The sequence below is a fragment of the Haloterrigena sp. H1 genome (assembly GCF_005938085.1).
In the GTDB taxonomy this organism is placed as follows: domain Archaea; phylum Halobacteriota; class Halobacteria; order Halobacteriales; family Natrialbaceae; genus Natrinema.
Genome location: NZ_SMZK01000002.1, coordinates 541,756 through 560,469, shown reverse-complemented (window position 1 = coordinate 560,469; position 18,714 = coordinate 541,756). Strand labels below are relative to the sequence as shown.

The 18,714-nt window shown below is 54.5% G+C and carries 15 protein-coding genes and 4 pseudogenes; 10 read left to right on the top strand and 9 right to left on the bottom strand.

Annotated elements, in window-relative coordinates:
• Positions 1 to 35: 35 nt before the first annotated feature.
• Positions 36 to 743, bottom strand: a complete 708-nt coding sequence (locus E2L06_RS18130) for a helix-turn-helix domain-containing protein (protein ID WP_138782960.1) — start codon at positions 741 to 743, stop codon at positions 36 to 38.
• Between the two features lie 303 nt (positions 744 to 1,046).
• On the opposite strand from E2L06_RS18130, the pseudogene E2L06_RS18125 reads away from it, so the two are divergent.
• From E2L06_RS18125 to E2L06_RS18110, 3 genes and pseudogenes are all read left to right on the top strand, one after another.
• A pseudogene (locus tag E2L06_RS18125) lies at positions 1,047 to 1,586 on the top strand (hypothetical protein); the annotation flags it as partial.
• Between the two features lie 286 nt (positions 1,587 to 1,872).
• Entirely contained in the window at positions 1,873 to 2,688 is an 816-nt protein-coding gene (locus E2L06_RS18115) for an IS5 family transposase (protein WP_138782962.1), read from the top strand.
• A gap of 511 nt (positions 2,689 to 3,199) precedes the next feature.
• Positions 3,200 to 4,651, top strand: coding sequence for an aldehyde dehydrogenase family protein (locus E2L06_RS18110; RefSeq protein ID WP_138783001.1), 1,452 nt, complete (start codon positions 3,200 to 3,202; stop codon positions 4,649 to 4,651).
• A gap of 19 nt (positions 4,652 to 4,670) precedes the next feature.
• Here the strand turns inward: E2L06_RS18110 and E2L06_RS22555 are convergent.
• Positions 4,671 to 5,195 (bottom strand): annotated as a pseudogene (locus E2L06_RS22555) (IS6 family transposase); the annotation flags it as partial.
• Positions 5,196 to 5,347: 152 nt separating this feature from the next.
• Between E2L06_RS22555 and E2L06_RS22550 the strand changes: the two are divergent.
• Positions 5,348 to 5,467: pseudogene (locus E2L06_RS22550) on the top strand (IS5/IS1182 family transposase); the annotation flags it as partial.
• A gap of 211 nt (positions 5,468 to 5,678) precedes the next feature.
• On the opposite strand, the gene E2L06_RS18100 reads toward E2L06_RS22550, so the two are convergent.
• A complete protein-coding gene (locus E2L06_RS18100) occupies positions 5,679 to 7,049 on the bottom strand; it encodes an NAD-dependent succinate-semialdehyde dehydrogenase (RefSeq protein ID WP_138783000.1) in 1,371 nt (456 codons plus the stop codon).
• 548 nt (positions 7,050 to 7,597) lie between these two features.
• On the opposite strand from E2L06_RS18100, the gene E2L06_RS18095 reads away from it, so the two are divergent.
• Positions 7,598 to 8,083: an Lrp/AsnC family transcriptional regulator gene (locus E2L06_RS18095; RefSeq protein ID WP_138782999.1), complete on the top strand. Its 486-nt coding sequence runs from the start codon at positions 7,598 to 7,600 to the stop codon at positions 8,081 to 8,083.
• An 86-nt stretch (positions 8,084 to 8,169) separates the two neighbouring features.
• Here E2L06_RS18095 and E2L06_RS18090 read toward each other — a convergent pair whose 3' ends face one another.
• The 4 genes and pseudogenes from E2L06_RS18090 to E2L06_RS18075 all read right to left on the bottom strand — a co-directional run bounded on the left by E2L06_RS18090 (position 8,170) and on the right by E2L06_RS18075 (position 11,480).
• On the bottom strand, positions 8,170 to 9,390 hold the full coding sequence (locus E2L06_RS18090; RefSeq protein WP_138782998.1) for a CaiB/BaiF CoA-transferase family protein: 1,221 nt from the start codon (positions 9,388 to 9,390) through the stop codon (positions 8,170 to 8,172).
• A 3-nt stretch (positions 9,391 to 9,393) separates the two neighbouring features.
• Positions 9,394 to 10,557 (bottom strand): acyl-CoA dehydrogenase family protein, encoded by a 1,164-nt coding sequence (locus E2L06_RS18085; protein ID WP_138782997.1) that lies wholly within the window; start codon positions 10,555 to 10,557, stop codon positions 9,394 to 9,396.
• Between the two features lie 200 nt (positions 10,558 to 10,757).
• A pseudogene (locus E2L06_RS22545) lies at positions 10,758 to 10,898 on the bottom strand (Glu/Leu/Phe/Val dehydrogenase); the annotation flags it as partial.
• A 378-nt stretch (positions 10,899 to 11,276) separates the two neighbouring features.
• A complete protein-coding gene (locus tag E2L06_RS18075) occupies positions 11,277 to 11,480 on the bottom strand; it encodes a cyclic nucleotide-binding/CBS domain-containing protein (RefSeq protein WP_283241371.1) in 204 nt (67 codons plus the stop codon).
• 41 nt (positions 11,481 to 11,521) lie between these two features.
• On the opposite strand from E2L06_RS18075, the gene E2L06_RS18070 reads away from it, so the two are divergent.
• Entirely contained in the window at positions 11,522 to 12,157 is a 636-nt protein-coding gene (locus E2L06_RS18070) for an IS6 family transposase (protein ID WP_138782996.1), read from the top strand.
• On the opposite strand, the gene E2L06_RS18065 is transcribed toward E2L06_RS18070, so the two are convergent.
• Positions 12,150 to 12,383, bottom strand: coding sequence for a CBS domain-containing protein (locus E2L06_RS18065; protein WP_249361504.1), 234 nt, complete (start codon positions 12,381 to 12,383; stop codon positions 12,150 to 12,152). The two genes, E2L06_RS18070 and E2L06_RS18065, sit on opposite strands and share 8 nt — an antisense overlap.
• Before the next feature lie 273 nt (positions 12,384 to 12,656).
• Between E2L06_RS18065 and E2L06_RS18060 the strand changes: the two genes are divergently transcribed.
• The 4 genes from E2L06_RS18060 (at position 12,657) to E2L06_RS18040 (ending at position 16,911) form a co-directional block, all read left to right on the top strand.
• Entirely contained in the window at positions 12,657 to 13,016 is a 360-nt protein-coding gene (locus tag E2L06_RS18060; RefSeq protein ID WP_138782995.1) for a helix-turn-helix transcriptional regulator, read from the top strand.
• Positions 13,009 to 13,848 (top strand): arsenite methyltransferase, encoded by an 840-nt coding sequence (locus tag E2L06_RS18055; RefSeq protein ID WP_138782994.1) that lies wholly within the window; start codon positions 13,009 to 13,011, stop codon positions 13,846 to 13,848. Before E2L06_RS18060 ends, E2L06_RS18055 begins: the two co-directional genes overlap by 8 nt.
• Positions 13,849 to 14,599: 751 nt before the next feature.
• Positions 14,600 to 15,874 carry a hypothetical protein gene (locus E2L06_RS18045; RefSeq protein ID WP_138782993.1) on the top strand — a complete coding sequence of 425 codons (1,275 nt, stop codon included), beginning with the start codon at positions 14,600 to 14,602 and terminating at the stop codon, positions 15,872 to 15,874.
• A 251-nt stretch (positions 15,875 to 16,125) separates the two neighbouring features.
• Positions 16,126 to 16,911: a M48 family metallopeptidase gene (locus E2L06_RS18040; protein ID WP_171052428.1), complete on the top strand. Its 786-nt coding sequence runs from the start codon at positions 16,126 to 16,128 to the stop codon at positions 16,909 to 16,911.
• Between the two features lie 233 nt (positions 16,912 to 17,144).
• Here the strand turns inward: E2L06_RS18040 and E2L06_RS18035 are convergent, their stop codons facing one another.
• Complete coding sequence (locus E2L06_RS18035; RefSeq protein ID WP_138782991.1) at positions 17,145 to 18,374, bottom strand: FG-GAP repeat protein; 1,230 nt, start codon at positions 18,372 to 18,374, stop codon at positions 17,145 to 17,147.
• Between the last annotated feature and the right edge of the window lie 340 nt (positions 18,375 to 18,714).

Here is an 18,714-nt window from a genome sequence, read left to right as displayed (position 1 = left end):
GACTGGCCGAGAATCTCTCACACTTATCGAGTGCTCTATGTTTCGTCCTGTAACTCCATCTGAGCTTCAACGTCGTTCATTACGCGAACAATTCGGCGGAGAACCTTGCGCTGGCTCCGACGAAGGTTCTTTGAGGCACCCATTTTCGAGATGTCAAACTCCCCAGCAACGTCGTCTAGGGTCGCTCCCCGCGGTGTCGAAAAGTACCCCTTTTCGACTGCGGTCTCGAGGGTCTCGCGCTCCCTGTCGGTGAGATTCTGCAGCGCCCGAAGCATTGCACCGAGGGATTCAACGTTCTGAAGGATATCGAAGAAGTCGTCGATGTGGACCGAGTCGTCACCCTTGACAGTGAACTCGTTCGAGGCGTCGAGTTCTGAGAGAGCATCGTCCGCCAACCGCTCTCTATCGAAGCCGACGTTCCAGATCTCACTTCCGTTTCGAATTACGAACGGACCTGTAACATAGCCATCATTATCGCGGATCGTCTGCATGGCGTCAGTTTCATCGATTCGCGACCGGATGAGCGCCGTATTCTGTTTCCGAGAGAGGAGTTCATACCCCTGAAGCATCTCGTAGCCAGTGAGCGTCTCGAGTGCACCGTGTAGCTCTTTTGGGTTCTCCCCGATCGCAAGCAGCCGCGTCTCGAGGGTCCGATCCGCCTGGTTGAAGTCCCAGTGTTGGGTGTGAAAGGTGATGTCGTGTTCTCGAGTAGTCCTGATGTACGGACAGTCGTACTGGACCATGTCAAGCTTTAACGTATTCATTTTGCAGAACTCTTGTGATCCAGCCGTATAGCGTTTTCTAAACCCGAATTGCAAGATACACTCGTTTACAAACCTCTGTGGAGAATTGTGATGATAGTGTGGGAATTATAATATCTATGAGTGGGTCATAGAATGACCTTCTCACGACCCGGATCATCTCCCCGCTCGAAATTCGTTGGTATCTCCGGGACAAAACCTGAGGCACTTGCCTTGTCCACCTGTAGACGCCAGCGAAGCCACCGAATGGGTGAAGGGTCCGTCTCACAAAGCGTACAACGAGGGGACGAGCGAGAGGGCCACGATGTGACCGAATTACCTGACTTAGAGACATCCACACTGGTGAATCTCTACACACTGCTGTCGGATGTCCAGCGTGACGCTAACGACTTTCGACAGGAAGTCGCCGATGTGCTTCTCTCACGGCTCCATCACGACCGTCCTGTTGCCGGTCAGTACGGCTCGGTCCAGCGCACGAGTCGCCGTAACCGCTCGCTCAAAGACGACGAGGACGTCCTCTCGATGCTCGAGGCGGAAGGGATCGACCGTGAGCGCGTCATGAGCGTTGATCGCCAGAAAGTCGACGAAGCACTCGAGGTGACGACACTCACCGAGTCCGATGTCTATGAGATCGATGAGAGCGAATACGTTCGCAAGGCGGAGGTTGATGACGACGTCAAGGAGTCACGCCTCCAGGGCTTGAAGGACCGACTTGCCGCTAGCGAGGAGACAGAAGCCGAGGAACTGCAACAGGAAATCGAAGCACTCGAAGAGCGTATTGACGACCTCACGAGCTTCCGGGAAGGGACGGAGGTACAGGGATGACTGCTAACGGCTTCTGTGGCACCACGTGCAGAGCAAGGAATTGGCAGGGTTCCTCCCGGTCGTCCTACAATCTGCCAGCAGGCACGTCGAGTTAGTCATCCTTGTCCTGTGAACGGAGTTCGTTGGCTCGCTTCTCGAGTAACCGGAGGATTGGGACACGTTGTTGGTGTTGGTTTTCGTAGGCGATGCAGGCTCGCAGCGTGTCCATATTGTTGCTCTGTTGAATGCCGACGCCTTCTGCGGATTGTATCGCTGATTTCAGGGGATTTGGACGCCGTCTGGCGATATGGGACGTCTCAGGAACCTCGCACAGACGTTTCAAGAGTTTGCCATAACCCACGTAGAAGAGCCAGACGTACCCGCCGTCGCCGACGGCGACGACGGGTACGACAAATCCACGAAGATCGCGTTGCTCTTGCTCAAAGAGGAAGTCAACAAGCCGCTCCGGCAGTTCGAGGACTATCTGAACGAGATGCCGGGAATTCTTGCTGTGTTTGGCCTTGAGAAATCACCTGATTACACGTCTTTCAGCGTGTGGGACGGAGAATTCCCGATGAAAGAGTTGCGCCGCCTGCTCCGCCGGTCAGCGGAGCAGGCGGGGCTCTCGGGAACTGCTTCGATCGATGCCAGCGGCTTCCAGCGAGATCAGGCTAGTTCGCACTACCGAAATCGTGTCGGCTACTCGTTCAATGCGATGAAGACAACGCTGCTCGTCGATACGGAGTCACTTGCTATCATGGACGCTCATTTCACCACAAAGAAAGCCTATGACGGCCACATTGGGCTGCAGGTCTTTCGGCGCAATGCCGAAGACCTGCAGGCACTTCTGGCTGACAAGATGTACTCATGGAGCAATCTCCGGGAGGCCTGTCGTGAAGCGTCAACGCGACCAGTGATTAAACACTGTGAGCAAAACGCACTCAAGAAGGCACATAACGTCAGAATTGACGACGAAGTCTACAATCAACGGTCAATGAGTGAGACCGTATTTGCGATGCTGAAGGACGATGGCGACGAGATCCGCTCCCGGAGCTGGCATGGCCAGTTCCGGGAGCTCACACGGAAGTGCATCGTCCATAACCTTGCGCAGGCGGCGAGTTAAGGCTCGCCGCCTGCTCCTCTTCTCCGGACGTATTCGAGAGAGGCATCGCCATCGTCCATCTCACACTTCGTGCAGTATCTTGTGAAACTGACGTTTTGATTACTGCACAAGTCGGCTGAAATCGAATCGTCCGATCTCAGAACCTACCGATAGAGCGTAGTTACCGGTGGAAAAGTGAATGTCAAAATTCCTATGACGGCGCTGTCTTGCGTTCAACACTGCATGAAGCCTAAAATAGATTTCACGATATTTCGCTCAGACTAATCGAAATCGCCGCTTCGATCAGTTCTTGCGAAGTCAGTTAGGGCCCATCCCATCGACGAGAGACTCCGTGTCTGTGACGCGGTGTCTCTCTTTGAGTTCCCGAAGGAACTACGTCGGTGCTTTCGTCGCACGTTGGGGAGAAAAAGTTCTTGATAGAAGGGCTTCTTACTCATCAGCCTCGATTTACCAGTGCCATCACGAACTCTTTCCAAACATCTAAGATAGTTCGTAGCGAAATATTGTCTGTATGTCGGACACGTACAGAAACTACTGTAACGGTGAGTGGGTTGAATCGAAATCTGGCAATACGTTCTCTGTCAATAACCCTGCAGACGTAGAGGATATCATCGGTCATTTCCAACTGTCCACTGCGGCAGACGCAAATCAGGCTATCGATGCAGCCTCAGCAGCACAACCAGAATGGGCGGCAACACCTGGTGTTGACCGAGGAAAAATTCTACTCGAGACTGCATCACTGCTTGAAGACCGGATAGACGAACTCACTGAAACGCTCTCCCGCGAGGAGGGGAAAACAAGAAGTGAGGCCGCTGGAGAGGTACAACGAGCGGTTGATATTTTCTACTACTATGCCGAGAAGGCCCGTGATTTCGGGGGTACCATCAAATCCCCGAGTGAGCCAAACATGGAACTGTACACAAAAAGTGAACCACTTGGAACAGTAGGGCTCATTACACCCTGGAACTATCCAATCGCAATTCCAGCATGGAAGCTTGCGCCTGCGCTCGCAGCCGGGAACACAGTTGTTCTAAAACCAGCATCAGAGGCACCTCGTGTTTCACAAGCGATTTTCGAGTGCCTTGACGAGGCAGGGCTCCCTGAAGGTGTCGCTAACTACGTAACCGGTTCCGGGAGCGAAGTTGGATCTGCGTTATATCAGCATGATAGTATTGATGGTGTTTCGTTCACGGGTAGCACAACGGTTGGAACAATGGTCGCACAGTCTGCGGCAGACGATCTGAAGCGTGTTCAATGTGAGATGGGCGGGAAAAACCCGACAATCGTCATGCCAAGTGCCGATCTTGATGAAGCTGTCACCATAGTCGGCTCTGGGACGTTCGGAACTACGGGACAGTCCTGCACTGCTACTTCGCGTGCGATTGTCCACGAAGATATCTATAACGAGTTTACTCAGTTGATTACTGAGTATGCTGAATCGCTCGATATTGGGCCTGGACTCGAGGACCCTGATATGGGGCCTCACGTCTCGCAAGACGAAGTTGAATCAACCCTAGATTATGTCGATGTCGGTGAGAAGGAAGGCGCAACGCTCGAAACCGGTGGTAGCCGGCCTACTGATCAACAGTACGATGACGGACATTTTGTCGAACCGACTGTCTTCTCTGATGTGACCAGCGACATGCAGATCGCTCAAGAAGAGATCTTTGGACCGGTACTATCGATAATTGAAGTCGCGGATTTCGAGGAGGCGCTTGCAGTCGCAAATGATGTTCAGTTCGGCCTCTCTTCAAGTATCGTCACGCAGAATCTCACAGAAGCAAACCAGTTTATTGACGACATCGAGGCAGGTGTCGCTAAAGTTAACGAGAAAACGACCGGACTGGAACTGCATGTCCCATTCGGTGGCTACAAGAACTCTTCCACGAATACGTATCGGGAACAGGGCGACGCTGGCCTCGATTTCTTCACAACTACTAAAACAGTTTATCTAAATTACTGACTACATTAGTACATCGTGTTCAGAAGAACGGATTCCATGAGAAGCTGAACAATTCGAGCCACTCGTCAGCGGTTTCGACTTCCGCGTTGCTGAAACAGTTTGAGAACCGAGAGTTCCGTGTTTTATTACTCTGAAGACACGTTCATCAGCCTTCTGATTTCCGTGTTACCCGTATCTGAAATCAAAACCGTGACCGATGACACGCATTCTGTAACGAGTGCGAGCCGTTGACGAGAAATACAACATCGTTGATGTCGTGTTTCTCGCTGCGTCCGATGAGAAACGACTGAGCCAGAATCTTTGTTCTGGTCGTCTCAGGCATTGTGTGCAGCAAAGAATTCGTTTGCGGGTCGACAGCGGCGTACAGTCAACACCTCTCAACACTCAGTTGAATTATGGTTTTATTAGCCGCAATGTGATCTGATGATCGCCCATCCTTCGACTGTAGATCGGCCTTGTGAACACCACTTCTGTACCGTCGATCGAGCATGTACGACACAAATACCTCAAGAAAAGATATAGTATTCGAAAGTGAGAGCCCAGCTGGATACGACTATACACTCGACTTCATCAGCAGCCGTGATATCATAACTCGTTGATGTGGTAACGTAAGCCGCTCTTGATTTTATCGTTTGACTATGTTAAAAGAAATCGGCACAGATCTCTGTGAGCGGATCGCCCGCCGAAACGCGGTCGATCTTCGAATCATATGATCACGCACACGACGCCCGTATTAACGACAATCGGTATGCTCAGCAGTCAATGACCGAAACCGCGAACGCAGGGATAAGGCGCTCGCTCGACTACGCCGTGCGAACGCCTGCATAATATCGAGGATGGGGAGTTACGTGAAGGTTATAATATATGATTTATAATATCAGGGCCATGCCACAATGAAATACAATACCGTGTGGCGATTCAACAGAGCCGAATTGGGACAGCGGCAGGGCGGATACTCAAGGAACGGAATACAGCGAGCGACGGGTGATAGTTACTGTGAGAACGCTCAATAGTCGGCTAGTCTGATCTATTCTACCCAGACCGTTTTTCTGTTCACGAACTCTTGGATACCAATCGCTGATAATTCTCGACCATAACCGGAATCACCGATACCGCCGAACGGGACGCGAGGGTCCGACTTGACGAGTTGATTGACATAGACACATCCCGCATTGACATCACGAGCCAATCGTTCACCACGTTCTCGGTCAGCGGTCCAGATACTCGCTCCTAGTCCAAACCGAGTGTCGTTGGCAATCTCGAGCGCTTCGGCTTCGTCGCTAGCATGATAGACTGTCGCGACGGGACCGAACAACTCTTCGGAATCCGCCGGACAGTCTGCTGGGACATCTTTCAGGACGGTCGGCTTGTAGTATGCTCCTGGTCGATCGAGCGGTTCACCACCGGTTAGGACCGTTGCTCCGGCATCGACGCTGGCAGTCACCTGCTCGTGAAGATTATTACAGAGGTCGGCTCGAGCTTGCGGACCGATATCCGTCTCTTCGTCCAGAGGTTTGCCAATGGTCAACGCATCGACTTCCTCAACCAACTGGTCTACAAATTCATCATAGACAGCGTCGTGGACGACGAACCGCTTCGCAGCGATACACGATTGGCCGCCGTTCTGATTGCGCGCCCACGCACCCTTCTCGGCCACGCGTTTGATATCAGCATCGTCAAGGACAATGAACGGGTCACTCCCACCGAGTTCAAGCACGGTCTTTTTCAGGTTTTCACCTGCTGTCGACGCAACGGCTCGTCCTGCTGGTCCACTCCCGGTGAGTGTTGCAGCACGTATACGTTCGTCGGCGATGATATCGTCGACATACTCCACCGGTGCTAGCAGGGACTGAAAAACACCGTCGGGATAGCCGGCCGTACGGAAGATGTCCTCAATCGCCCGTGCACAGCCTGGGACGTTCGTAGCATGCTTCAAAATTCCAACATTCCCTGCGGTAAGATACGGTGCGGCAAACCGAAATACCTGCCAGAACGGGAAGTTCCATGGCATGATCGCAAGGACGGCGCCAAGTGGGTCATACGCCGTCTTAACGCTTGACCCGGCTGGGCTTGGGTGATGTTCGTCGGCGAGATAGACGCTCGCGTGCTGAGCGTAATGCTCACACCCCCAAATACATTTCTCGATTTCTGCAGTCGCCTGCGAAATCGGTTTGCCCATTTCTTGTGTTATCAATTCGGCGTACTCGGCCTTTCGTTCCCGAAGTACGTCCGCAACACTCGCAAGGAGATTTTCCCGCTCCCGTAGTGGTCGATCTCGCCAGTCGTTGAAGGCCTCCGATGCTTGGGTGAGCGTCGCTTCCACGTCGCGCGTATCGGCTTGTTCATATGTCTCGATGTGCTCACCGGTTGCCGGATTGATCACTTCAATCTCGCTCATGGAATTCTTCTCTACCACACAGACACACTCTGTCGGAATAAGTCTAGCTGATCTAGCCAACATCGGATTTAGTACAATATATTAGAGTGATGCTGAACGGCATGAGTTATTAGTATACTACTACATCTTTCACAGCGTACATGGCGAATTCAGACCATGCCGAATCTAGATTCTAGTGAGGGGTGAAATGCGCGTGCAAGCAGTGCGTCCGACAGGTGCACGCCAGTGAATCCGAACGTCACTGTTAATATTAGGAATGCGATAGTTTTCCGCTAGGGGCCTTCAGTAGTCAGTCTGTCCTTGGTCGCGGACGTGTAACACGAGGAGACGATGACCATCATCCACGCGAGGACAACGCCGATCCACTGGCGATCTAGCCGAGCACCTGTCTATCAAACAGTGGTGAGAACACCGAGAAGTTGTCACTACGCGCTTCGGTCAGTAACGACAGAGATGTCTCGTCTGCACCACGGCCTCGGTCTCCCAGTGGCCTAACCAATATTCCTATATACGTGATGCTACTATTGGATAGTATTCAGGATTCGCCCATGGATGAGAAAGATATTCGGATTTTATCGGCGATTGCCAGAGAGGGAACGGCGAGCCCGGAAAAGCTTGAGGATGCGACTGGAATACCGAAATCGACGGTTCACTATCGGTTGAACCAGCTCCGCGAATCTGATGTCATCACTAACGATCTCTATGATCTCGATCTAGAGAAAGTCGGCATCTCTATCACGCTCATTTCGGAAATCTGGGCGGCGTTCGAAGAAGGATATCACGAAACTGTCGGCGATAAACTCGCCTCGGTCGAGGGTGTTAATCAGGTGTACTTTACCATGGGAGATACCGACTTCATCGCAATCGCTCACGTGACGAGTCGCGAGATGGTCGAGTCGCTCGTTGAGGACTACGAAGCCATTGGAGAAATTGAGCGAACGTCCTCAAAGTTTGCCATCAAGACGGTCAAGGATGAACAGAACCCGCTCAACGACTTCGACGTCGAGACGCTCATCGAGGAGCTCTCCGACTGATTCAACCACGGCTCGCCTGCGTCCTCGTCTTCGCTGACCGAGTGCACAACCACTGGTTAGGTGATCCGTGGAACTCCCGTCTTTCTTTAGATAACGTCACGGTCGGCGAGTTCTGCGATCATCTCGTCGTCGTACCCGAACTCGTTGAGGATTTCTTCGGTATGTTCGCCGAGCAGCGGTGGATGCCGCTCAATCACGGTTGGTGTCCGTGAGAAGTGCATCGGACTCCCTGCCATTTCCACGGACCCGATAGTCGGGTGATCGACGGTCTGGTGCATGTTCCGTGCCTGCACCTGTGGACTTTCGAATACGTCTTCCATATCGCGGACGCGACTAGCCGGGACGCCGGCGTCCTCCATCCGCGCGACAGCCTCGGCAGTCGAATACTGTGCGAACTCCTCGTCGAGAATTTGATCGAGTTCCGAACGGTTCTCGACGCGATCAGCGTTGACTGCAAAGCGCTCATCCTCGATCAGGTCCTCGCGGTCGAGTGCGTGGCAGAATTTCGGCCAGATGTTCTCGGAAGCGGTCGCGACTACAACGTAGCCATCGGTGGTCTCGAACGCCTGATAGGGTGCAATCGTCGGGTGTTTGCTCCCCATGCGACCCGGCGGGTCGCCCGTCGCGAAGTAGTACGATGCCATGTAACTCATCCATGCGACCTGTCCGTCGAGTAGACTGACGTCGATCTTCTGGCCGTTGCCGTCGCCAAGTTCCCGATAGAGCAGCGCCGCGAGGATGGCCTGCGTAGCGTACATGCCAGCCCCGATGTCAGCGATCGCGACGCCGACACGCACCGGGGGCCCGTTCTCTTCGCCGGTGATACTCATCAGACCACCTTCAGCCTGCATCATGATGTCGTAGGCCGGTCGGTCCTTCTGTGGTCCCCATTCTCCGTAGCCCGACAGCGAACAGTAAATCAGTTCAGGGTTGACCTCGCTGAGCGTCGAGTAGTCCAATCCCCACTCTTCCATCTTCCCGACCCGAAAGTTCTCGACGAGCACATCGGCCTCCGATGCCAAGTCGCAGAACACCTCGCGCCCCTCTTCGCTGGCGAGGTTTAGCGTCAGAGAGCGCTTGTTGCGGTTGACACTGACATAGTAGGCGCTCTCTTCGCCATAGGTCGGCGGGTGCCAGCCACGGGTCTGGTCGCCACCGTCCGGTCGTTCGATCTTGATGACTTCCGCGCCCAGGTCGCCCAGTTGCATCGTACAGAACGGCCCTACAAGGACCCGCGAGGCGTCAAGGATCGTCAGTCCATCGAGGGGCTGGTCGTCGCCATCAGGAGTGCGTGCCTCGCCAGTCATGGATCACTCGTAGGCAGCGATGCCGGTAAGGTCCTCACCGAGGATGAGGGTGTGGATGTCGTGAGTGCCCTCGTAGGTGTAGACCGTTTCGAGGTTGGCCATGTGACGCATCGGCGAGTAGTCCGCCGTAATCCCGTTGCCGCCGAGTATCTCACGGGCAATACGGGACTGGTCGCGGGCCATCCGGACGTTGTTGCGCTTGGCCATCGAGACGTGCTGAGGGCGCAGATCTCCCCGTTCTTTGAGGTCTGCGAGTCGGTGGGCGAGTAGCTGGGCGAGCGTGATCTGGGTAGCCATCTCGGCGAGCTTGTCCTGCTGGAGCTGGAAGCGCGCGATCGGACCGCCGAACTGTTCGCGGTCGGTGGCGTACTGGCGTGCAGTCTCGAAGGCGTCCTGAGCAGCGCCGATGACACCCCAAGCAATGCCGTAGCGGGCCTGGGTGAGACAGGACAGCGGGCCTTTCATGCCGGAGACGCCGGGAAGAACGTTCTCCTCGGGGACGAACACGTCGTTGAGGCCGATCTCGCCGGTGATCGAAGCCCGCAGGGAGAGTTTCTCGTCAATCTTGTTCGTGCTGACGCCGTCGCGGTCGGTCTCGACCAAAAAGCCCCGGACGGGCGTGTCAGGGTCGGTCTGGTCACGGGCCCAGACGACAGCCACGTCGGCGATAGGGGAGTTGGTGATCCAGGTCTTCGAGCCGTTCAGCAGGTAGCCCTCGTCGGCTTCCTCGGCTCGAGTCTCCATTGCGGTGGGGTTCGAGCCGTGTTCAGGCTCAGTGAGGCCGAAACAACCGACGGCCTCGCCGGAGCCCAGTTTGGGGAGCCAGTGCTCTTTCTGCTCCTCGCTGCCATAGGCGTGGATCGGGTACATGACGAGTGCGCCCTGAACGCTCGCCATCGAGCGCAGGCCCGAGTCACACGCCTCCAGTTCCTGCATTAACAGGCCGTAGGCCTTCTCACTGACGTTGGGCGAGCCATAACCTTCGAGATTGGGCGCATAAAAGCCCATCTCGCCCATTTTCTCGATGAGATCCGTTGGAAAAGTTCCTTCAATCCAGTGCTCGCCGATGTCGGGCCGTACCTCCTCGTCGACGAACTCCCGCGCCGACTCCTGGATCATCTTCTCTTCTGCTGAAAGATCCGCTTCCACTTCGTAGTAATCGAGCATGAATCTACACATGGTTCTAATATATAATAAAATTTTGGATTAGGTGCATCCTAGGACCATATAGTTGGAAATACTATAGCAGGGGTGGATTCATTCTTGATCGCCAACCATCTATCTGTGCAATCGACGGAGAACTGTATAGCGGAGTGTCGGATTCGTCCTGGCCCTACTGGATCAGGCGTCTTCTTGAATTGCTGTGATCACGGCCAGAGACCGCGATTAGCATGGGCGTCAACTAACCGCGAGAGTGCGACGATGTATGCCGCATCTCGCCACGTCACCTCTCTCTTTTCAACCTCTGCCCGAACGTCATTCCACGCAGACATCATTTCTTGGTCTAGTACCGTCCCAATCGTGGACAGCTAGGTTATCTCCTCTGGCGCGTATCTACAGGAATGAGCCGGAAGAAGTACATCGCCGATCTCTCATGAAGAACGCACTGAACTCGGCGTGAGTATATGCGTGAACGGCTTGCGGACGCTTTTGAGGTGGACCAATGATACGGTCTGCTGTCACTGTGTACCGGTGCAACTGCGACCGTCGTGCGGGTATACTAGACCTGGCTGACAGAATCCGTATCACACACTCGAGCAATCTCTCTTGCTGAGCGAGCGCTTCACTGTGGAGTAGGAGGTCTCGTCCAGAGACAACATCACCACCAGCGATACGAAGGTGGCTCGTCGTCCACTGTTTACGCAGATAAATGTCAGGAGGAAATACTATTGACCGCTAAGCTCGTTCCGAGATCGGAGAATGTTTCTCCGAAGTCGAGGTAAATAGTGAGCTAAATTAGTCGTTGTCAAAATCCCCACGACCTCATCGTCATCAACGACTGGGAGGTGTTGAACCGAATGCTCTCTCATCAGTGCGGCCGCTTCACGGATCGATTTGTCACTTGTGACCGTGACGACGGCGGTGTTCAGATAAGGATGACGGATGAAGCGGTTCGTTTTCTGAGTGATCTATGCCCGAAAACGACCGCCTCAATGGTTGTTTAGACGAGATCAACTTAGAGTTTGTTGAACGAGAAGCGACACCGCGATTGCTGATGAAGCTCAGTATTCAGCTGCATCTCGCGGGACTCTCGCTTTCGAATACTGTCTCTATTCTTGAGGTATTCGGTGTCGAACGCGCTCGGTCCACCGTTCACAATTGGGTTCACAAGGCCGATCTACAGCCCGAATCTGATCGGTGTCCGGATCACGTTGCGGTTGACGAGACTGTGATCCAACTGAATAATGAGCAGTATTGGCTGTACGCCGCAGTCGATCCCAAGACAAGCGAATTGCTCCACACAAAGCTTGAGCCGACAACAGCGAAGGTTCTTGCTCATTCGTTTCTTACGGAACTCTCCGAGAAACACGACGTCTCCGACGCCGTGTTTCTCGTCGATGGATCGCATTCGTTACAAGATGCATGTCAGCGTCACGGCTTCGATTTCAGATACGAGAAACATGGAAATCGGAATGCTGTTGAACGTGTCTTTCGAGAGATAAAACGACGAACTCTCTGTTTCTCAAACTGCTTTAGCAATGCCGAAGCAGAAACTGCCGACGACTGGCTCAGATCGTTCAGCTTCGCATGGAATCAGCTTATCTGAACACTACCGTGACGACCGGTGTCGACATAAACGTACCCACAGAGATGGACGAGATATCTGCATCAACAGCGACCTGGTGCATAATATCGGACTTGGTAACGATACCTAGAATACTCTTCATTTCTGGAGAGGTCACGACCACGGATCCGATATCGTCTTCCGCGAACACTCTTGCAATAGTGCTGGCCGTCGTCTCCCTGGTGGTAGTCTGTACGTCTTGTGTCATTACGCTTGATATGGTTTGTTCTATCATGGCTGTGGTACAGTACAGAGACGGTTAACTCCTCGCTCAAGCGGGCCGTCAAACAGTGAAATCCAACGCCGTATAGCGATTCAGTACAGCCGACAGTTCTGTCGGTGTACTCGTCCTTTTAGTGCACTGATCGGGTCAAATCGATGGTGTTGAGGCGGCGACAGGGGGTTCAAGTTGATTCCGAAGTTTCGAATAACCCCGTTGAGGAAAACATATTAGTATCTACTTGTATAAGCTATTGCTGATATGGAAGAGGATGCGATCGCTGACGGAACCACCGAAGGAGCTGAGACCTGCTGTGCACCTCCCGGCGACGTCGACTCGGACGCGATGGCGACGGACCTCCAAGTGCTAACTGCGATGGGGAACGACACGCGATACGAACTGCTTCGCCGAATCGCGAACGCAGATGACGGCGTTTGCGTCTGCGATCTCGAAGCCGCAGTCGGCGTCAGTCAGAGTGCCGTCAGCCAAGCGCTCTCCCGTTTGTACACCGCAGGACTGGTCACGCGCCGCAAGGAGGGGTCGTGGCGGTACTACGAACCGACTGAAACGACCGCGGCCCTCCTCGAAACACTTGACGACCTGCGAGGTACCCATGAATAACGATACGGTGGCTGGTGACCGCGACCCCGAGGAGACCCGTGAGATGGTGCGCGAACGCTACGGGACTATCGCTTCGGACGGTCAGGACTGCTGTGGCGATGTCGGCCTCGATGTCACCGACGACGGTGGGTGCTGTGATGGCAACGCGGACGTGACCGGGAGCGAACGCCTCGGCTACGACGCGGACGATGTCGCGTCGGTCGCCGACGGTGCAGACCTCGGCCTCGGGTGTGGAAATCCGAAGGCGTTCGCCGAGATGACGCCCGGCGAGACAGTGCTCGACCTTGGCTCCGGTGCCGGCTTCGACTGCTTCCTCGCTGCACAGGAGGTCGGCCCGGACGGCGACGTCATCGGTGTCGATATGACACCAGAGATGGTCGCGAAAGCGAGGGAAAACGTCACGAAGAACGACGCCGACAACGTCGAGTTCCGCCTCGGCGAGATCAGTCACCTTCCCGTTGCCGACGCGACCGTCGACGTCGTCATCTCGAACTGCGTCGTCAACCTCGCCCCCGAAAAACAACACGTGTTCGACGACGCCTACCGTGTTCTCAAGCCCGGCGGTCGCGTCGCCATCTCAGACGTCGTCCAAACCGCGCCGTTCCCTGACGACGTCAGGATCGACCCAGACTCGCTAACTGGCTGCGTCACCGGTGCGTCAACCGTCGACGCCCTTGAAGCGATGCTCGACAGTGCTGGCTTCGAAGCAATCGAGATAGCGCCCAAGGACGAGAGCACTGAGTTCATCAGCGACTGGGACGCTGACCGCGACCTCGGTGACTACCTCGTTTCCGCCACTATCGAGGCCCGGAAACCAGCGCACGACACCTGACTGACCAGCATGTACGGACGGTCCTGACCACGTAATCACTCTTATAGACAAGTTAAACGTGACCCTACAAATTGAAGAGTGCTGTCTCGACCCTAACGAGGGTCATTCTGCATCCGTCGCGAGTGCGCTCGCGAGATCAAGCAATTGGAGTACAGCTGTGTCTCCGATTCGGTAGTACGTCCACTCACCTTGCCACCGCGTCTTGACAAGTCCCGCATCCTGGCATTGTCTAGTTTACCGGCTCCGACGTAGAGAGGCGTCTTACCGTCTACTGCGGCGCTAGAGTGAAAATGGAGACAGTCACTCTTTGTGAGAAGTGTGCTAAAACAGCTGAATTTCCGCTGCTCATGGAACAGCGTCTCGTTATGACAGCTTGAATAATGACTACTATCAGAACTATGGGGTACTGTAATCACGTCTCAGGAGAGTTCGTTAGCCGATGGCATTTGATTTGCGATATTGGCAGCTATAGCTGCTTATATCGCCAAAATAGAGCATTTCCACCATTTGTCCACGCAGATCTGCCATCCACGAAAATTGCATGGACACCTCTGTCCACGCAGAATCGCATGACGGGAACGCTGTCCACGCAAAAACACCACCCAAAACCAACTAGTATACACTGGATACCATCCGCAGAACGATGCGGGGACAGGGAGCTTAGACACCATACACAGAATCGACATTTCTATCTATATTCTGATATAGTTTGTTCGAGGGCCTCAGTAAGTGCCCCTCGGGGGTATTACCAATGAGTTCTACACCATCACTCGATAGAACAGTACTCCCAGCAGACTTGCGAAAACGCGATCAGTGGGTCTGCTGGAAAGAAGAGCCTCGAGATGGGAAGCCGACGAAGATACCCGTGACACCCGGGAGTGACGCGTTCGCGTCATCGACGGACCCGGAGACATGGGAGTCATTCGAGACAGCGCTCGAGTACGCTGACACGGGGAATGCCGATGGCATTGAATTCGTCTTTACCGACGACGATCCCATCGTCGGCGTGGATCTGGATGACTGTCGGGATCCCGAAAGCGGTGACGTTGACGACACAGCACTGGACATCATCGAGCGACTCGATTCCTATACGGAGATCTCTCCGTCGGGTACTGGGTTCCATGTACTCATTGAGGGGGAACTCCCAGACGGGCGGAACCGGCGTGGTAGCATCGAACTGTACGACACTGCGCGCTTTTTCACCGTGACCGGCGATCGCCTCGAGGACACGCAGGCTCGCGTTGCACGTCGGCAGGACGCGCTGGTCGCGATCCATCGTGAGTACGTCCAAGATACTGACCCGAATCCAGAGCACGAACCTGGGGGCCATCGCAGTAGGGACGAGACGGAAACGACGGGCAGTGCAGCCCATACCGATGTTGACCTCGAGGACGAGGAGCTGCTCGAGCGAGCACGGAACGCATCGAACAGTGAGAAATTCGAGCGGCTGTGGCGTGGCTCGACTGCTGGTTATGAGAGTCAGTCAGAAGCGGATATGGCGCTGTTTTGTTTGCTGGCGTTCTGGACTGGCGGTGACCACCAGCAGATGGATCGGCTCTTCCGCCAATCGGGACTGCTCCGAAACAAGTGGGATGAAGTCCACTATGCTGACGGCTCTACGTACGGCGAGAAGACCATCGAACGAGCGATCGCGAGTACCTCTGAGTTCTACGATCCGGACACTCGAGAGACGGCAACCGAATCTGCACACAGAACGAGCGAGCCGTCGACCACTGCTAGCCGTGACAAATCGGAGCGGACTCCGAATCGTGCGTATCTGGTCGAGAAGAATCGACTGTTGACTGACCGTGTCGACGAACTCGAGGCCACGCTCGAACAGAAAACTGAGCGTATCAATGAACTCGAGGCAACCAATCGAACGCTTCGCGATCAACTGACAACTTGTGAGGAACGACTTGAGAAACATGATCAGCGTTCAGAACGCGAGACAGACGTGGATTCGTCTCCCGATCGTGATTCACTCTGGACTCGTACAAAGCGGTTCGTCGACAGAAGAAAGGAGTAGCTCTGATGGTCACACATCTACTACGCAGATCTGTAGCCGAGCTACTACCGTGGATACTGCTCTCGGTAGCGGTATTTCTCGGTTGTGCTCTCTATGTCAGATGGGCTGTTCCGACCGTCGACCTCTCTATGGTCGCCATCCCCTTGGCAGTCATGAGTGTCATGGCATCTGCTCTCGTACACTCTGTCGTTTCCCCAGCACAATATGTGCTATCGGAAGTGCGGCGGATTCTCGATGAAGAGAGTTCTCGTATGGATGCGATTACGCGGATTACAGTCATCGGATTCAGCGTTCTCGTATTATTCGTCGCTGGTGCACTGCTCATCTTTGGAGAATCACTACTCGAGCTTGTTGTTGCGGTGCTCCTTCTTGCAGGGACAGTGGCGATGTCGGGTACATTCATTCGGAATCATGTCGCAACACGACCCTTGAACGAGCGAGAACGCGCTGCATGTGAGATCGGTGCCGACCAAGACGTTACATTTCGAGTGGCTACTGGCGAGTTCGGACAGACAATCAACGGACTTGCTGCCGGCGTCTTTCCGGCTTACAAAATCATTCTGATCAACGAGCACTCGTTTGAAGCACTTGACGACGAATACATCGCGATGATTGCAGCTCATGAACTGGGTCACGTCGACGAAAACCACGCAGTCGTCTCTCTGGTTGGGGCGGTAGTGCTGACAGCTCCGTCCCTCCCCTCTGTTCGGTATTTTGTGCAGCACCACTGGATGCTGTTTCTGGTTGCCGGTAGCGCAGTGCTCGTTGGACGAGTCGTCTTCTCGTGGATCCGACGACAGCTCGAGTATCGAGCAGACAGATACGCAGCCAACCTTCTCGAGGACCCACACCAAGTTGCCAATGGGTTACGTGCACTCAGAGACATCCGGATGACAGGGACAGCTGATGAACAATCCCCTGCAAGGCCATACGAGAGAGCTGTACGCCGAATCTGCCACTGCTGGACACGAATAGTGTCTACACATCCTCCGATAGACGACCGGATTAGCCATGTTGAGCGATTGATGGAACGCTGACTGACTAGTGCTGGTGTAGTTCGATTGAATGTCCGCAGCGCCCGGCTAACTCGGTCAGACTACTCTCGTTGCACGTATTCGGCTCTGCTGAAACCCGCAGGTAGTGATAGGTTCAGAACCCTCTGCGGTAAGTACAAAGCGTACATTTATCACTCCACTCGCGCTGCTTTCCGTTTAGAATATGTCGGGAAAGCCACTGATACAACGGATTCACGTTCTGAGATCGACCGGAGTCACTGTTCGTAAATGTAGGTGAACCCCTCCCCGGAATGCCTGCCTGCGACGATTGTTGTTCCGTTTGTGGTCGCTATCACGTCGCCGAACTGCTCGGACGTATCAGGTGCTGTGAAATATATACCTCGCGGGTCGTTTGTACTGGACGGCTGATCTAGCTTGTATACCGCACCGACCGAGTCGCCGAACTGGACGTGCGGTGCGCCGACTAGCAACGTATTGCCGTCCATCGCAACTGTGTCACCGAAGTACTGAGACGAATCACCACTGGTCGCAGTGTACATCTGCTCGCGAGACCAGTGATCGTCTGAGAGGCTGAACACGTACGCTGTATCGTTGATGTAATCGCCGATCAATGCCTTCCTATCGGCCACCGAAACCGACCAGCCGAAGTGATCGCTCCCCGTCGCTCCGGAGAGGGTCGTCTGATGGTTCCACGTACCGCTCGATCGCTTGAAGACGTGAACGACGCCCGATCTGGCGCGGCGACGCTTCGGCCCTGCCTTCGGTGGCGCTCCGACCAGTATCGTCTCTCCATCAGTCGCAACTGATCTGACGATCCGTCCGTCGTTCCGATTGTCAGCAGACAGCGTCTGTCGCTGTCCCCATTCTCCGTTTTCGCGCTCAAAGACATCTACGAGCTCGTCGCTGTCTGCCGTCCGCAGGACGGCCGTATCACCGTCCACGGCCATCGATTCGACGTAGACCCGCTCAGTTAGTTCCGTCGCCAGTTCCCAGCCGTCACCGTTCGATCGCTCAAACACCGACACGGGGATTCGCGATGTCCCCGAGTAGTTGTACTCGTTGCTGATCAGCAGCGTCGACCCGCTGGCTGCGATCTGTCCGCCGAAATAGTCGCGTTTATGTTTCCGACCAGTCAGTGTCGCTGTCTGCTCCCATCCATTCCCCAATTGTTCAAACACGGCCACGATTCCGGCTTTTTTGACGCCATCGGGAGTAGCTTGGGGCACGCCGACGAACACAGTATCGCCCGTCGTAGCGACTGCCCGCCCGAAAGATTCCGATCGATTGGAGCCGCCGAGTGTGGCTACCGGAGAGCGGGATTTGGCGACGGCGGTAAACGGGTTTGGCGAGACAGTCTTCCAACTTTCATCTTCGGATTTGGGACCGCTTGCGTTCTCCGAGAACATTTGCAGGCAGCCACCCATACCGGCGAGCGTTCCACCTGCGAGGGATCCCAGGATTGCCCGCCTCGTTGGTCGGTTCATACTAGAACGGGAGATGCAAATTGATAAAGAAGTTGTTGATGGAACAACAGATACTGAGGTCTCTATCGGTCTCACGTTATGTTACCATAGATTAGTGTTGTACGACCGATTCTGATCGAAGCTCCACCTCCCCTTCTTTCGAAGCACGGAGAATACGCACCTGTAGTGCGCAGTGGTTCCACGGAAGCAAATATCTAAAAAATGGGATTTAAATAGAGCTACGTGTCCTAAAACTGTCACACCGGAGTGTTTTCTCACCCCGAGATGGGTGCGGGGCGGTCGAACTGCCCCGAGATAGCGAATGACCACTGAGCGACAGCACCCACGAGACCGTGGTATT

Coding starts and splice junctions, on each gene's coding strand:
- E2L06_RS18130 (WP_138782960.1), bottom strand. CDS start 743: ATGGTCCAGTACGACTGTCCGTACATCAGGACTACTCGAGAACACGAC.
- E2L06_RS18115 (WP_138782962.1), top strand. CDS start 1,873: ATGGGACGTCTCAGGAACCTCGCACAGACGTTTCAAGAGTTTGCCATA.
- E2L06_RS18110 (WP_138783001.1), top strand. CDS start 3,200: ATGTCGGACACGTACAGAAACTACTGTAACGGTGAGTGGGTTGAATCG.
- E2L06_RS18100 (WP_138783000.1), bottom strand. CDS start 7,049: ATGAGCGAGATTGAAGTGATCAATCCGGCAACCGGTGAGCACATCGAG.
- E2L06_RS18095 (WP_138782999.1), top strand. CDS start 7,598: ATGGATGAGAAAGATATTCGGATTTTATCGGCGATTGCCAGAGAGGGA.
- E2L06_RS18090 (WP_138782998.1), bottom strand. CDS start 9,390: ATGACTGGCGAGGCACGCACTCCTGATGGCGACGACCAGCCCCTCGAT.
- E2L06_RS18085 (WP_138782997.1), bottom strand. CDS start 10,557: ATGCTCGATTACTACGAAGTGGAAGCGGATCTTTCAGCAGAAGAGAAG.
- E2L06_RS18070 (WP_138782996.1), top strand. CDS start 11,522: ATGCCCGAAAACGACCGCCTCAATGGTTGTTTAGACGAGATCAACTTA.
- E2L06_RS18065 (WP_249361504.1), bottom strand. CDS start 12,383: ATGACACAAGACGTACAGACTACCACCAGGGAGACGACGGCCAGCACT.
- E2L06_RS18060 (WP_138782995.1), top strand. CDS start 12,657: ATGGAAGAGGATGCGATCGCTGACGGAACCACCGAAGGAGCTGAGACC.
- E2L06_RS18055 (WP_138782994.1), top strand. CDS start 13,009: ATGAATAACGATACGGTGGCTGGTGACCGCGACCCCGAGGAGACCCGT.
- E2L06_RS18045 (WP_138782993.1), top strand. CDS start 14,600: ATGAGTTCTACACCATCACTCGATAGAACAGTACTCCCAGCAGACTTG.
- E2L06_RS18040 (WP_171052428.1), top strand. CDS start 16,126: ATGGATGCGATTACGCGGATTACAGTCATCGGATTCAGCGTTCTCGTA.
- E2L06_RS18035 (WP_138782991.1), bottom strand. CDS start 18,374: ATGAACCGACCAACGAGGCGGGCAATCCTGGGATCCCTCGCAGGTGGA.